This is a genomic window from Microcoleus sp. w1-18aA5, from assembly GCF_036701705.1.
Classification (GTDB): Bacteria; Cyanobacteriota; Cyanobacteriia; order Cyanobacteriales; family Microcoleaceae; genus Microcoleus.
This window is the reverse complement of record NZ_JAUPTE010000074.1, coordinates 18,822-32,355: the sequence shown is the minus strand read 5'-3', so window position 1 is coordinate 32,355 and position 13,534 is coordinate 18,822. Positions and strand designations below refer to the sequence as shown.

Genomic DNA, 13,534 nt, shown 5'->3' with positions numbered 1-13,534 from the left:
AGTAAAACCGGAGTCAAAATCCTCCAAAGGTTTACCCTACATACTCCGACGCCTTTTGTCAATGGGGGAACTTCAGCCTAACTAAACCTGCCCCTAAAAACCTTGAGAATGTACTTCGGGGAAATTACTTCAACTAATTCTAACCGTTGTTGAATTTCAGCTTTTCTGAAACTATAATAAAACACTTTAGAGTTTTGGATGCTGTTGCGCTTCTTAAGCCGATTTCAAATACGCGATTAGCGCTAAGTACTGTAGTTTAGACTAAAAAATGAGCGCAGCTAAAAGTAGCGACCTTTGAATCTCAGGCAAACTGTTGCTTAAAAACTCAAGAGGGAGAAGATTAAATGGCTAACCTTGAAGACTTTTTACGTCGAGAAACCCGTTTTTTGACAGTGGGATAGCACGGGGCATTGGTACGTACCTTTCCTTTTTCCCAACCGGGGGATTTTCCCCTATGTTTAGGGATTTTAGTAGGAGTACCAATGTCAACTAAAAGCGACAACATGGATTGGGCAACAGGCCCAGGAGTTAAATTGATAGTAGCAGATTGCCAAGGAAGTCTATTCTCAATTACTAAATCTTGTGCCAGCCAGAGTTGCCAACTCATCAACGGCATTAAATCACTCCAACGCTCAGATTGTTCAGGAGTTCTCAATTTAGGCAATGTCCAATGCAATCTTTGCTTCGCAAACCGATACCAATGATCGACTCCAAAGCGTCGTAAATATTTGAACCAAACAGTTTCGCTTGGGTAGAGTTCGTTCTCCAACCCAAGCCAACCATAAGGGTGGAAACGGTTGACCATTTGACATGGGCTTCATTCTTAAGGGCCCGGATTAAATTGACTTTTTGTCCAGGGGCACGATAAAAATGTAAGTCAATCCATTGTCTGACTCGGACTTGTCCCAAATCGGGATGTTCATCAATTTCAATCGCAGTATCAGCTTCGAGCCATGTAGTTGGGTCGTTGAGTCTCATTTTTTGCCCGTGTTTCCGTGGTCTACCGCAGCCACTATATGCTGGTGGTGCTGACCATAAGCAGGCATTCTTTCGGACTCTCATTAAACAATCAGCAAGAATGGAAGCTTGCGCTAACGCTAATACCCAAGTTGCATTGCCATATTCGGGCGTCTAAGACTGCTAAAACTGGGTTGACGCTCTGTTCACAGACAAGGGTTGACGCTCTGTTCACAGACAAGTTTAAGTTGGGAAGCTGCTTGAAGTATGGGTGAAGACCCACTACTAATTCTTTCATGGAGTAGGGGTAATGCCCAACTTCCTTGTGCTTCAGGTATCCACGCAATTGTACTTTATCCCTGTCCAACAATGGAGCCCCTCTGATATTCATGGGTTCTGTCTTTTAATGTTTTGGCATCTGGTCTCCTCCATGCAGTGTGGTCGATTGCCACTAATATGTGTTCTGTTGGGGGTGCTTCTTCCTGTAATTGCTCCAGATAAAGCAGCATCAGTTTTTTCCGATCTGGTCTACAGTCTTGTAACGCTTCATAGACGCTTGGCCATTGACGCTTGAATAATGGATTGAGTGAAAATTCCGCTAAACATGACGCATTCGGAGTGGTCATCACTGCATCCATGAGCTCTCTTGTTGCATCTTTCGCCAGCACCAATAACTCGTATGCTGCTTGACGAAAGTCCTTTAATCGTTCACTGTTCATTTAAGGAGTGGATAGGTTTTATTTTTCACCCTCATTCTCTCCTGGCGCGGTGGCTCTAGTTCTTCTTTTGCCACCGTTCTCATCTTTGGTTAGTCTAAACTACAGTGTATTAGGAATTGCAGCAAATATTGCGGGTAAAACCCACGTCTACAACCACTGACTAAAAACTAAATAATTTAGCTATGAACAGTACCGTCGGGTAAGATTGTACCTGTTAATGTAGTCCGGGTAAGTTTGACCATAACTCGATCGCCGTAACCGATTTTCGCTCCTGTTAAGTCAGCACCGCTCAAGTCAGCACCGCTCAAATCGGCTCCGATTAAGTTGGTTTCTCTCAAGTTGGCATTGATCAAACAAGCTCCTAACAAATTAGCCCGGAACAAGTTAGCTTGATGCAAATTCGCGCCTGTTAGATTGACGTTGTGTAGAAAAGCATCACTTAAGTCGGCTTCACTCAGGTTTGCATTGCTCAAGTTTCTCCCTGAAAAATCCTTTTCTTTTAAGGAAGCTCCTTTGAAGTTGGAACCGCTCAAATCGGGAGCTTGCGGCCCAGCTTGGCGGTAAGACTGAGATGGCGGTGGCTGCGATTGGTAGCGGGACGCCTCGGAATAGGGCCCTGCAGGGTTTCCCCCATAGTTTCCCGCATAATTTCCAGGATATTTTCCTGAAGAGGGTTCAGAAGAGTACCGCGGTTCTTTTGGGTTGGCCGGTGGTGGCTGAGTGTTTTGGTGCTGGGTGTTTGGATATTGAGTATTTCTGTACTGAGCGTTTTGGTATTGAGCGTTTTGTTGCTGAGTGTTTTGTTGCTGAGTGTTTTGTTGCTGAGTGTTTTGTTGCTGAGTGTTTCTGTACTGAGTATTTTGTTGCTGAGCGTTTTGTTGCTGGGTAGTTTGTTGCTGAGTGTTTCTGTACTGAGCGTTTTGTTGCTGGGTAGTTTGTTGCTGAGTGTTTCTGTACTGAGCGTTTTGTTGCTGAGTAGTTTGTTGCTGAGTGTTTCTGTACTGAGCGTTTTGTTGCTGAGTATTTTGTTGCTGAGTGTTTCTGTACTGAGCGTTTTGTTGCTGAGTAGTTTGTTGCTGGGTATGTTTGTGCTGGGTGTTTTGTTGCTGGGTGTGTTTGTGCTGAGTATGTTTGTGCTGAACGTTCTGATTCTGACCTCTTGGTTGAATCGATCGCAATTGTTCGCGAGCTTGATTAATTTCCTTAATCTTCTCTTCAGCTTTCTGTAGTAGTCTGGGATTGTCTTTGGGGATGCGATCGGGGTGCCAAATGAACGCTAAATCCTTGTAGGCTTGGCTAATTTCTTCTCTGGAAGCTCCCGGCAACAGTCCCAGCACTTTATAGTATTGGTCGAGGTCGTTCATTGTACCACCTTTCGCTTTAAGAAATTAGAAATTAAAAATTAAGATCGGAGCAAAAGCCGTTCTCAAAGCTTGCGTGTCCGATCGTACATTAGATGAACAATAACTCAGCTAAGCCGCTGCTGGCAAAAAGTCTCGAATTCGCTGCAAGTATGTTGCGGCATCCTCCAGCATGGGAAAGTGAGCCGTATTCGGAATTATAACAAATTCTACTTTTTTGCTGAGGGAGGCTGCTTGCTCTCCCATGGCGGCGGGAATAATTTGGTCAAATTCTCCGGCCACAAGCAGTGTGGGAACACTCAGCCGCGCAAATTCTTGGGGCATTTCCTCGGCTGCTCTTTTACTGACTGCCGTCACCATTGTACCGATAGCAGCTTGCTCGTCTGCCATTAAAAAATCCTTTAGAAACGCCAGACTGACCTCTGTGGGCAGGGAACGGCGCAAAAACCGGGCCATAAATAGCCGATCGGCAAACGGGATGGATGCCAGCCAAGAGGGTCTAAATTTTACCACATAGCCACCGAATTTGTGAAAAGTTGTAAAAGATTTTTCGTCGTATTCAAAAATGCCACTGCAAGTGAGAATTGCTTTTTCTACTTTTTCGGGGTAAAGGTTGAGAAATAAAGTAGCAATTGATGCTCCTGTGGAGTGAGCATTGAGAAAGACGCGGCTTAAATTCAGAGATTCTAATAATTCAGCTAAATCGCGGGCGTAGGTTTCGAGTTCGTAGCTGGACTCAGGAGGCTCTTTTGGCAAGGGCGATCGACCAAAACCTCTCATATCGTAGAGCAAACAATCAAAATCATCAGCAATAGCCCGTGCCGTGCTTTCCCAGTAGCGCGCTGATCCCGCCCAGCCGTGCAGGAATACCATCACTGGTTTCCCGCTAGGTTGGGAACTGTTATCTGCCGTTATCCACTCGTAATAATGTTCTACACCGCGAATTGAAATGAAAGACATGATATTGATTTGGGATTTTTAGATTTTAGATTTTAGATTTTAACTCATAATTGTTCAGTAAATACCCAAATTCCCGACTTCTTTAAAAAGTCAGGAATCTCAAGACTACATCCCTCAAAAAAATCTGCGTTAATCTGCGTCAATTTGCCCACATCTGCAGTCAAAAAATACCAACATAAAAACTAATCATAAATCTTAAGCAGCAGAAGCAGCCAACCAAAATAAACCATCTACCAAAAGCGTGCTTAACACCGCGCCGCTGAAAGCGCGCCAGTGCAGTTGCGTGCCGCGCAAACTCAGCAAACCGACTGTTAGCAACACAGCGATTAAAACGAGAGCCCAACCTATGCCCCAAGGAGTTTCAATTTGACCAATCGCACTTTGAAAAATCGGCATAGCTAATTCCGGTTCCGCGTGCATCACTTGGCGCCAGTAGGGCATCAAGCCTGTTAAGTAAAAATATAAATCAGTAATGGCAGTGCCAAATAGCGAACCCAAGTAAAAATAGCTGCCAACTTTTCCCCAAGATTTGCCCAAGCACCAAATAGCAAAAGGCAAGCCAATTGCTTCTATAGGTAGATGTAAAATTGGTTCCCATCTAAACCAGCCCCAATAGATAGAACCTGCCAGCCAACATCCGGCAAATCCTAATAATAAATCTCCCCAAAGTTGTGTTTTGGGGCGGAAAATAAGGATTAAACTAAGTACGAACCAGGGGATAGTTGATAGCAAACTGATGGTTGGATATAAGCGAACTAACGGTGCTTGCACGAAGACAGGAATTGAGACTAAAAATGCTGAAGCGCTAAATATTAACCATTGTTTGATGGTGTTTGTTGTGGCTGAAGTGACAGAATTGTCGAGGCGGGCGATGGTGGCAATAGGTGCGATCGCGGATGATACTAAATTAAGATTAAACAACTGATTGAACTCCGTATTGTTTCAATAGGTGGACTAAAAATTTTGCTGCGGTTGTGGGTGCGACAGTCTCAATGCCGGCGGCAGTTTGGCTGACGTGCCAGCCTTTTGCCGTTTGGGGAGCTCGCCATAAATCCAAATGTTTGATCGCGGGATCTGCATAAAAGCTTTCTCCACCGCCACCGAGAATTGCCGAACTCCAGTGCGTAAAGCGGTCGTGGCTGATTCGGTGGATGGGAAAATTGCCCACCAGAGGTACTCCCCAACCGTCTAAGGCAAAAAATGCCCCGACTTTGCCACCGAGTTGCTGCCACATCCAAGCCGCCCCGATCGCGCCGGCTACTCCTGCCGAAAAGCTGACAAATACTAGACTTTCTCCTGCTAACTTTTCGCTGCACAAAAAGTGCAATATGTCAATAGCTGAAAAAGGCGGATATTTATGAGCGGGAAAAATCTTGACAGGCTCGACTATTTGCTGGTTTTGGCGATCGGCTGCCAGTCCCCAAAGCCCCGAAAGTCCCGCCAGGAAAAAGTCGGTTAGCTTTGGTTCGTGGACTCCGGGGCAAATTACCAGTCTCATAGTTCGTCAAGAAAGTTAATATAGTTCGCAACATAACTTTATCATATAGCTACTATATCATATACTACCCCAGGGGATAGGGTGTTAAAGTTATAATAGAGTCAAGTTTGAAGAGTATCCCCCCAAGTTAAAAGCTGGGAACGCTCCAAACCGCATTAATCTGAGGCAAGGTGAGGGAGTCTTAAGAAAACATGAAACTTATCCCCCCCTGCCCCATCTCCTGTCAAGCTTAGCAAAGGCTGATTCTAGTTTTAAGCTGTTCTGTATTTAGATTTAACTTTTCCGGCGGCGTCGAAGCTGACCCCACAAAAGCTTAAAGAAACAGGATTGTGAAAATTAGAGGCCTGCCAGCTTAGCTGCCCTACGAATTTCGGGTCAGGGTCAATCGATTTTAGATTTTAGATTTTAGATTTTAGATTTTAGATTGACCCCACGGATAAATGCGGAGGTTTGAGGATTTTCGATTTGGGATTGATTCCACGGATAAATCACGTGGCGGGTACCACCTTTGAAATTCTTGGTCAAAAAACCTACTTAGGACTGATGCCCATCAATCCGGTTTCTAGGATAAATAAGAGGTTTGACCGGGAAGTATGGGCCAAGAAACCGGGAATCAGCCCCGCGCACGTCAGTCGTGCGATCGCACACAATGAAAAATCTCCGATTCCCTCTTCATCCTGCCTGGATCTCTTAGAATAAATAAAATTGAGGAATACAAAGTGGTTGCTTCTCCAGAAAAAATCGATTTCAAAACATCTGCAGCACCCGCAAGTAACGATCGGGTTGCTGTATTGCTGATGGGTTACGGCGAAGTCGAAAGCTACGACGATTTTGCCAACTACAACGAACAAGCTTTAAATTTGCTTACGGCAAAGTTTGCGCCAGTACCGCTTTGGATTTATCCGCCGCTGGCGAAGATTTTAGCAATCTTTGACTTGCACGAGTGGAGTCACCAACACGGTCAATTCGTTTCGCCGCACAATGCAATTTTTGAACAGCAGCGCGCTGGGATTGAAAAGAATTTACAGGAGAAATGGGGCGATAAAGTAAAAGTGTTCAAAGCTTTTAACTTTTGCGCGCCGTTTTTGCCGGAACAAGTAATCCCTCAAATTCAAGCAGAAGGATTTGACAAAATTCTGATTTATCCGCTGTTGGTAGTTGATTCTGTTTTCACCAGCGGCATTGCAGTCGAACAGGTGAATAAAGCTTTAGCACAAACCTTTGATGGTAAGGAACATTGGGTAAAAGGACAGCGCTACATTCCTTCTTTTTACGATGAACCTGCTTACATCCAGCTAATGGCGGATTTGGTAGAAGAGGAAATTAAGAACGATTTAGCTGTAGCCCATTTGCCTTCTCAGATTGGGATTGTGCTGATGAATCACGGTTGTCCGCACAAGGCGAAGGGCTTTACTTCGGGTATTGTGGAAAGTCAAGCTTTGTACGATCGCGTGCGGGAACGTTTGATGTATCGCTATCCTTTGATTTCGGTGGGTTGGCTGAATCACGACACACCGCTGATTGAATGGACACAGCCGGATGCGACGTTAGCTGCGAAGAATTTGATTGATTTGGGTGCAACTGCGATCGTCTTTATGCCGATCGGATTTGCGACAGAAAATCACGAAACTTTGTTAGATGTAGACCACATTATTGAGTCTTTGCAGAAACAGCGTCAAGGAGTTACTTACCGCAAATTACCTTGCGTTAACGACAACCCAGAGTTTCTGAAAATGGCGGCTGAGTGGGCAAATCCACAGATTGAAGCGTTGTTGAGTGAAACTGCGGTTGCTGTTAATCCGAGTTTGGCTGCGGCGCAGCGCGAGCACGCGCATTCTCATGAAGGGCACGGGCATTCTCATGGGGGACACGGACATTCTCATGGTGATCACGGGCATTCTCATGGGGATCATGGGCATTCTCATGGCGGGCACGGGCACAGTCATTAATTAATTGAGTTAAAAAGTCGATCGTCCCTTGCTTTTTTTAGAGAAGGGGCGATTTGCTTTATTATTGAGAGAGCGATCGCAATTTTTGAAAAAAGTATGAAGAAAAAAGTTCTCCACTTTGTTAAAAGCCAGGTATTACCAACCGTTGTTTATTGCTGGAATGTTGGAGGAAGAATACCTGATTTAAATCAACCTCATTGGTCTGTTGATATAGACTCTAATCCTTATAGAATCTACTGTGAATAGATGGCTAATGTTGCCAAATCGTCTCGTGGCTTTACTTATGATGAAGCAGAAAAATGGTTATCTGAAACTTTGATTAAATTAGACTTAAATCGATTTCCTCAATGATTAATTTTGATTGATAAATCAGGTTTCTGAAGACAAAACTGCCAAAAACTGCACAGTTATCGACATCAGACTTATTAAAAGCCCTACAATCATTGGATATACTGTTATTCCGGGATGCGGAAAAGCATGGTAAATTCCCCTCATACTCACCAAATTGTCTGAATAGTGGTTAACGCTTGAATTTTCGCGTCGCGGGTGACTAAGGGAAGACTCAATGATAAAGCAGTAGCGGCAATAATTCTGTCTGGCATATCAGGCACTATATCGCGGGGAATCTGACGCAGAGTTTGTGCTGTTATTAAATCCAGAGAGGCTATTTCTAACCCAGTCCCCGAATCAGATAAAGCATTAATTAACTGCCGAAAAGCCTCTTCGGGCAATCGATACCTTTCCACTAAATAGCCTATTTCTACCACAGAAATCGCCGATACATAAATCAGAGAGCCTTCTGCTAATGCTGCATCCAAAGCATTCATTGCGGTTGGCGATAATCGAGCAGTCTCCCGCAAATACCAGATAATTGTATGAGTGTCGGCGACAACGGCTGTCATTAAATATCCTCTCTTGGAACATCTTCCCACATTTCTTTTCTAGCTTGGGCAATATCTTCTTCCGTGATATTGATATCTAAATTAGCCCACATTCCTTTGACGCTTTTTAGGGGTCGTTTAAGAAGAGTTTTTTGTTGAAGAAATTCAGCAAAATCTAAAACTTCTTGCTGCCGTTCCGGGGGCAATGCTCGCAACTTATCTAAAACTGCTTGCTCTAAATTCATCGTTTATTTTCCTCCGTAATTACTCCAAAATAATCGTCACGCCTTTGCTTGGAAAATCTAAAAAATGTTTTTTCAACCTGACTATTTTGTATTTAACGGTAATTTACTGGCATCCGAGTACCCTCTGCTTTTAGTATATAACCAATTTATTCTGAAAAGTACCATCCATAGCGTTCATATTCGTCGCCTCCGAAATCTAGGATAACATCACTGTTTAACCTGAGATCTGGCATAATTGTCAATAAGCCTTTGATGGGTGTCCTAAAAACCCACCGCATAATAAAATTTAACTATTGTGGAACAGGCCGGAAAGCCTGCTTTTGAGAATAGTTTAAAATGTGGGTTTAACTAGACATACTCTTGATTTGAGAAGAATCCTTAAGCTAGAGACTATACTAATTGATTTGCGATCACCCCAACCAACTTATCCATCTCCGCCTCAGTTGTAAAATAGTGAACACAAGCCCGCACACAATCAGGATTAAGAATTGTCCGCACCAGAATTCCCTGTTTTTCCAACAAATCGACAAGCTTTTTGTGCGGCATCCCATTAGTTAATCGAAACGAAACCAAACCAGCTTCCGGCGCAGATTTCCGCAAACATTCCACATCGGGAAGTTCCGACAAACGCTGCCAGAGATACTTACTCAAACGGCAGATTTCTGCATACCTTTCCTCGATCGTACCCCATTCATGTTGCAGGGCGATCGCACTCCGCAAACCCGCATACAAAGGATAAGCCGAAGTCGCAATTTCATAGCGCTGCGATCCAGGCTTCCAGCCAAGGACTTTAGCATTAGCATCCGTCACAATTCCCCGCCAACCGATAAACACCGGATGCAAATCTGCCAAAGCTTCAGCGCTCACATAAAGTCCGCCCAAACCTTCCGGGCCGCACCACCATTTGTGACCAGTAAAAGCATAAAAGTCAACCCCCGATTCAATCAAATTCAAAGGCAAAACCCCCACAGATTGAGCCGCATCAACTAACACCCTAACTTTGTGCTTCTTTGCAGAAAAATCCTCTTGTCTCCCCCCTTGAATCAGGGAAAAATCCTCTTGCCTATCCCCTTGAATCAGGGAAAAATCCTCTTGTCCCCCCCCTTGGCAAGGGGGGGTTAGGGGGGGTTCATGACATACTTTCACGATCTCAGCCAGAGGCAAAACTTGGCCAGTATTCCACAAAATGTGACTGATAACCAACAAGCGAGTATTTGGTCGCAAACTATCAGCAATCACCGCCACCGGATCGCCTTCATTCAAAGTAGCCGCCAACGGACAAATCGAAACCTCAATGTTGAAACGGCGCTGAAGTTCCATTACACTAGCTACAATGCCGGGGTGTTCGCAGTCAGAAATCAGCAAATGGTCGCCTGCTTTCCAGTCAATGCCCCACAGCGCAATATTGCAGCCGACGGTGACATCTTCAGTTAGGGCGATGGTTTCAGGAGGTACCGTCAACTCAGATGCGATCGCACGTCGCGTCAGCATCGCCTCCTGAACCACCCAAGCCCCCACCTCTGCCGAAAACGGCCCTCCAAGCTGCACCCGTTTGTAAGCCTCATAAATCGCCTCTAAAGCAGGCTCAGGCAGCGGTCCTTGTCCGCCGTAGTTAAAATAAGCTTTATTGGCCAAAGCTGGGAATTGTTGCCGGTGATTGTCCTTTGTCATTTTTTTTTGGAATTATTGATAGCGTTAATATTGAATAACTGATGGTGTGAATTTTATACCTTTTGCCTGATACTCTATGCCTTGCGAATACTAAATGTTAATAACTGACAAACTGCTACTTTCCTACCAGCGATGCCATCTCCGAGCTTTTTTAGATACCTGCGGAGACTGGAAACAACTAGATCCCCCCAGCGACTTTCTGCTGAAACTGATGCGCGACAGCGCCGCATACCAGCAGCAAGCTTTGGAACACGAGACTTACCAACAACCCTATTATGCTAGAGGGGATTGGGAAGCCGGCGCGGCCGCTACATTGAGTTTAATGCAGCAAGGGGTCGATCGCATTTACCGAGGAGTTCTGATCCAGGGCGAATTCGGCAAAACCAACGCCGCAACAACTTCTGTGGTAGGAATTGACAGTCAATATTTCCCAGAATTTGGCGAAATCCCCGAAACTCCCGTTCATCTTTCATCCTCCAATCTTCACTCTTCCAACATTACCCTGATCAGCCGCCCCCATTTATTAATCAAACAGCCGGGACAATCAAAATTTGGCAATTGGAGTTATATTACTGCGGATATTTGGCTTAGCAAGCGACCAAAACAAGAGTATCAAATTATCGCAGCTTTTCACGCCCAAGTTTTAGCTTCCGTACAGGAAACAATGCCCGAGGCTGCGTGGCTGATGCTGCGAAAAAAAGGGTGGTGGCAGGTGAATCTCGACCAGCGAACTCCTCAGATGTTCGAGATTTTAGACAACTGCCTTCAGATGATAGAAAATCGGGATAAACCAGAGGTGTTCATTTCCCGGCAAAAGTGCAATCTTTGCGGTTGGTATACTATCTGTCACGCCGAAGCCGAATCTATTAAACATCTTTCCTTATTGCCGGGAGTTACTGCCAGCCGCTATGCTAGACTAAAAACTCTCGAAATTACTGATGTAGAAGCTCTCGCTAATGCTAGTTCCAAACTGCTGGCTGAGTATCCCGAATTCCCGGACAGAGTTGCTTTTGATGTGGTGCAGCAAGCTCAATCGCACTTGCTAAATCAACCGCTGTTGCGGGAAGAAGGAAGTTCGGCAACGGATTTTGTAACGGATGTAACGGATGTCAGGAAGAAGGAAGAAGGAAGAGGGAAGAAGGAAGAAGGAAGGCACGACACGGATTTTGACGCGGATACACTGATTAACGATCGAGAAGAACGTAGAAGTGAGAATTCAGAAGAAATTAACTCATCTGAAATAGTACCAGATATTGTAGACAATATCTTGAATGACATCGCAGTTGAGGAAGTAAAAATTAGAGAAAATCAACCTGCGATATCTTCTATACCTGCGCCAATTCTCCGCAAGAAACCAATTCCCTATTCCCAATCAGTCTTTTTGCCGATCGCCCCAATCGAACTCTACTTTGATATTGAAGCGGAACCAGAGTTAAACTTAGATTACCTCCACGGAGTCTTAGTGGTTGATAGGTACAACAATACGGAAAAATTCCACGGTTTTTTAGCAGAATCAGCAGCAGAGGAAGGTGCAATCTGGCAGCAATTTTTAGAATTAATGTGGGCTTATCCCATTGCTCCGATTTTCCACTTTTGCGACTACGAAGTCAAGACTTTTAAGCGACTGGCTAAACTTTACAATACTCCCGCTTATTTGTGGAAACCTGTGCTGAAACGGTTTGTAGATATTCACAAACAAGTGACACAAAAAGCGATTATGCCCGTGGAAAGTTACGCACTTAAACCAATTGCCCGCTGGCTGGGTTTTGACTGGCGAGATGCTAAGGCTAATGGTGCTCAGTGCGTCTGCTGGTACGACGATTGGCTCAAAACTGGCGATCGATCGCTCTTGGAGGCGATCGTCCGCTACAATGAGGACGACTGTCGTGCTACTTATGTGGTTAAAGATTGGTTGACCAATTTTTTGCTGAATCATGAGCCGTGATTTTTAGATTTAATGAACCGCGAAGACGCGAAGGGCGCGAAGGAAGAAAGGGAAGAGGAAGATAGGTAATAATGTATTTATTGGTAAAATGCGAAAGTTAGCAAAAGCAACTATATTTATTGTCTGTTTTTTGATGGCAGCAAGTGTTGCTATTTGGGTAAACCAGTCAGCTCAATCTTTCGCCGTTACGAAAATAGATTTTATCGGCAGAGCAATATTTCCTACAGGTTCTCCGTTTCAGGGTACGGAAATTGGCGGACTATCGAGCATTACTTATGATGCCGAGAAACAAGTTTATTATGCCATTTCTGATGACCGCAGCAGCAAGGCTCCGGCGCGCTTCTATACTCTCAAAATCAACTTGCAATCGGGTAAACTGGAAAAAGAGCAAATTACTTTTACTGGTGTGACTACTTTATTAGATGAAAAGGGCAAAGGTTTTCCTGAATTAAGTTTAGATCCCGAAGGGATAGCTTTTACGGGCAATAGCGTGTTTGTTTCTTCTGAGGGAGATGTCGATCGCCAAATAAATCCTTTTATCAAAGAGTTCTCCATCGATGGTAAACTCCTGAAAACGCTGGCAATTCCTGAACTATTTTTGCCGGATGACAAAGGCACTAAAGGCATCCGCAACAATCTATCATTTGAAAGTTTAACTTTAACGCCCGATCGCAAATACCTATTCACCGCTACCGAAAACGCCTTGGTTCAAGATGGCGCCGTAGCTTCCCTGGAAACCGGGACTCCGTGCCGGATTTTGCGCTACGATGCGGTGAGTGGCAATCCAGAAGCATCGTTTCTCTACATCACCGAACCGCTACCCGCTGGTGCGAATCCTGTGGGAAAATTAACTAGCAACGGTTTAGTGGATTTGTTGGCGATCGACGATAACCGCTTGCTGAGTTTAGAGCGTGCTTTCTCCCTGGAAACCGGCACAACTATCAGAATTTTTGAGATTTCTCTGGAAAAGAGCGATCGTATAGAAGCACTCGAAAGCCTCAAAAGCCGTCTCAGCGAGGTTTCTCCCGCTCAAAAACGCCTGCTGCTGGATTTGGAAACCCTGAAAATTCCCCTAGACAACATTGAGGGGTTGACATTTGGCCCCGTCCTGGCGGATGCTAGCAGAGGTCTGATTTTGGTGAGCGACAACAACTTCAGTCCCCTGCAAGAGACTCAAATTTTGGGCTTCCAAATAAAAGTTCAACAAACCTCTTGACAAAAGGTGAAGTGATAGGCATAATAGAAATTGTGCCTGAAAAAACGGCAAAACGAGGGACAGTAGTTCAATTGGTTAGAGCACCGCCCTGTCACGGCGGAAGTTGCGGGTTCGAGCCCCGTCTGTCCCGTT

General features: G+C 44.8%; 12 protein-coding genes and 1 tRNA gene. 4 read left to right on the top strand and 9 right to left on the bottom strand.

Annotated features, from left to right (window positions below):
- Positions 1 to 340: 340 nt before the first annotated feature.
- The 6 genes from Q5691_RS22020 to Q5691_RS21995 all read right to left on the bottom strand — a co-directional run bounded on the left by Q5691_RS22020 (position 341) and on the right by Q5691_RS21995 (position 5,495).
- Positions 341 to 805, bottom strand: a complete 465-nt coding sequence (locus Q5691_RS22020; protein ID WP_333311848.1) for a hypothetical protein — start codon at positions 803 to 805, stop codon at positions 341 to 343.
- 505 nt (positions 806 to 1,310) lie between these two features.
- Positions 1,311 to 1,676 carry a hypothetical protein gene (locus tag Q5691_RS22015; RefSeq protein WP_333311849.1) on the bottom strand — a complete coding sequence of 122 codons (366 nt, stop codon included), beginning with the start codon at positions 1,674 to 1,676 and terminating at the stop codon, positions 1,311 to 1,313.
- A gap of 176 nt (positions 1,677 to 1,852) precedes the next feature.
- Entirely contained in the window at positions 1,853 to 3,040 is a 1,188-nt protein-coding gene (locus tag Q5691_RS22010; protein ID WP_333347036.1) for a pentapeptide repeat-containing protein, read from the bottom strand.
- A gap of 108 nt (positions 3,041 to 3,148) precedes the next feature.
- The gene (locus Q5691_RS22005) at positions 3,149 to 3,997 is read right to left on the bottom strand and encodes an alpha/beta hydrolase (RefSeq protein WP_333311851.1); all 849 of its coding nucleotides are present in this window, start codon (positions 3,995 to 3,997) and stop codon (positions 3,149 to 3,151) included.
- Positions 3,998 to 4,192: 195 nt separating this feature from the next.
- A complete protein-coding gene (locus Q5691_RS22000) occupies positions 4,193 to 4,918 on the bottom strand; it encodes a DUF3120 domain-containing protein (RefSeq protein ID WP_333347033.1) in 726 nt (241 codons plus the stop codon).
- A complete protein-coding gene (locus Q5691_RS21995; RefSeq protein ID WP_333347030.1) occupies positions 4,911 to 5,495 on the bottom strand; it encodes a hypothetical protein in 585 nt (194 codons plus the stop codon). Before Q5691_RS21995 ends, Q5691_RS22000 begins: the two co-directional genes overlap by 8 nt.
- A 719-nt stretch (positions 5,496 to 6,214) precedes the next feature.
- On the opposite strand from Q5691_RS21995, the gene Q5691_RS21990 reads away from it, so the two are divergent.
- Positions 6,215 to 7,444, top strand: a complete 1,230-nt coding sequence (locus Q5691_RS21990; RefSeq protein WP_333347027.1) for a ferrochelatase — start codon at positions 6,215 to 6,217, stop codon at positions 7,442 to 7,444.
- 497 nt (positions 7,445 to 7,941) lie between these two features.
- On the opposite strand, the gene Q5691_RS21985 is transcribed toward Q5691_RS21990, so the two are convergent.
- The 3 genes from Q5691_RS21985 to Q5691_RS21975 all read right to left on the bottom strand — a co-directional run bounded on the left by Q5691_RS21985 (position 7,942) and on the right by Q5691_RS21975 (position 10,241).
- Positions 7,942 to 8,346, bottom strand: coding sequence for a type II toxin-antitoxin system VapC family toxin (locus Q5691_RS21985; protein WP_333214538.1), 405 nt, complete (start codon positions 8,344 to 8,346; stop codon positions 7,942 to 7,944).
- The gene (locus Q5691_RS21980; RefSeq protein WP_333347024.1) at positions 8,346 to 8,570 is read right to left on the bottom strand and encodes a DUF2281 domain-containing protein; all 225 of its coding nucleotides are present in this window, start codon (positions 8,568 to 8,570) and stop codon (positions 8,346 to 8,348) included. The genes Q5691_RS21985 and Q5691_RS21980 overlap by 1 nt, the downstream gene beginning before the upstream one ends.
- A gap of 390 nt (positions 8,571 to 8,960) precedes the next feature.
- On the bottom strand, positions 8,961 to 10,241 hold the full coding sequence (locus Q5691_RS21975; protein ID WP_333347021.1) for an aminotransferase class V-fold PLP-dependent enzyme: 1,281 nt from the start codon (positions 10,239 to 10,241) through the stop codon (positions 8,961 to 8,963).
- A gap of 94 nt (positions 10,242 to 10,335) precedes the next feature.
- On the opposite strand from Q5691_RS21975, the gene Q5691_RS21970 reads away from it, so the two are divergent.
- The 3 genes from Q5691_RS21970 to Q5691_RS21960 all read left to right on the top strand — a co-directional run bounded on the left by Q5691_RS21970 (position 10,336) and on the right by Q5691_RS21960 (position 13,532).
- On the top strand, positions 10,336 to 12,186 hold the full coding sequence (locus Q5691_RS21970; RefSeq protein WP_333347018.1) for a TM0106 family RecB-like putative nuclease: 1,851 nt from the start codon (positions 10,336 to 10,338) through the stop codon (positions 12,184 to 12,186).
- Positions 12,187 to 12,274: 88 nt separating this feature from the next.
- The gene (locus Q5691_RS21965; protein WP_333214546.1) at positions 12,275 to 13,402 is read left to right on the top strand and encodes an esterase-like activity of phytase family protein; all 1,128 of its coding nucleotides are present in this window, start codon (positions 12,275 to 12,277) and stop codon (positions 13,400 to 13,402) included.
- Positions 13,403 to 13,458: 56 nt separating this feature from the next.
- Positions 13,459 to 13,532 (top strand) — tRNA-Asp (locus tag Q5691_RS21960).
- Positions 13,533 to 13,534 lie beyond the last annotated feature (2 nt).

Excerpts from the sequence above, each read along its gene's own strand:
- Q5691_RS21985 (WP_333214538.1), bottom strand. The coding sequence starts at position 8,346 with ATGACAGCCGTTGTCGCCGACACTCATACAATTATCTGGTATTTGCGG.
- Q5691_RS22020 (WP_333311848.1), bottom strand. The coding sequence starts at position 805 with ATGGTCAACCGTTTCCACCCTTATGGTTGGCTTGGGTTGGAGAACGAA.
- Q5691_RS21975 (WP_333347021.1), bottom strand. The coding sequence starts at position 10,241 with ATGACAAAGGACAATCACCGGCAACAATTCCCAGCTTTGGCCAATAAA.
- Q5691_RS22005 (WP_333311851.1), bottom strand. The coding sequence starts at position 3,997 with ATGTCTTTCATTTCAATTCGCGGTGTAGAACATTATTACGAGTGGATA.
- Q5691_RS22010 (WP_333347036.1), bottom strand. The coding sequence starts at position 3,040 with ATGAACGACCTCGACCAATACTATAAAGTGCTGGGACTGTTGCCGGGA.
- Q5691_RS21995 (WP_333347030.1), bottom strand. The coding sequence starts at position 5,495 with ATGAGACTGGTAATTTGCCCCGGAGTCCACGAACCAAAGCTAACCGAC.
- Q5691_RS21970 (WP_333347018.1), top strand. The coding sequence starts at position 10,336 with ATGTTAATAACTGACAAACTGCTACTTTCCTACCAGCGATGCCATCTC.
- Q5691_RS21965 (WP_333214546.1), top strand. The coding sequence starts at position 12,275 with ATGCGAAAGTTAGCAAAAGCAACTATATTTATTGTCTGTTTTTTGATG.
- Q5691_RS22015 (WP_333311849.1), bottom strand. The coding sequence starts at position 1,676 with ATGAACAGTGAACGATTAAAGGACTTTCGTCAAGCAGCATACGAGTTA.
- Q5691_RS21980 (WP_333347024.1), bottom strand. The coding sequence starts at position 8,570 with ATGAATTTAGAGCAAGCAGTTTTAGATAAGTTGCGAGCATTGCCCCCG.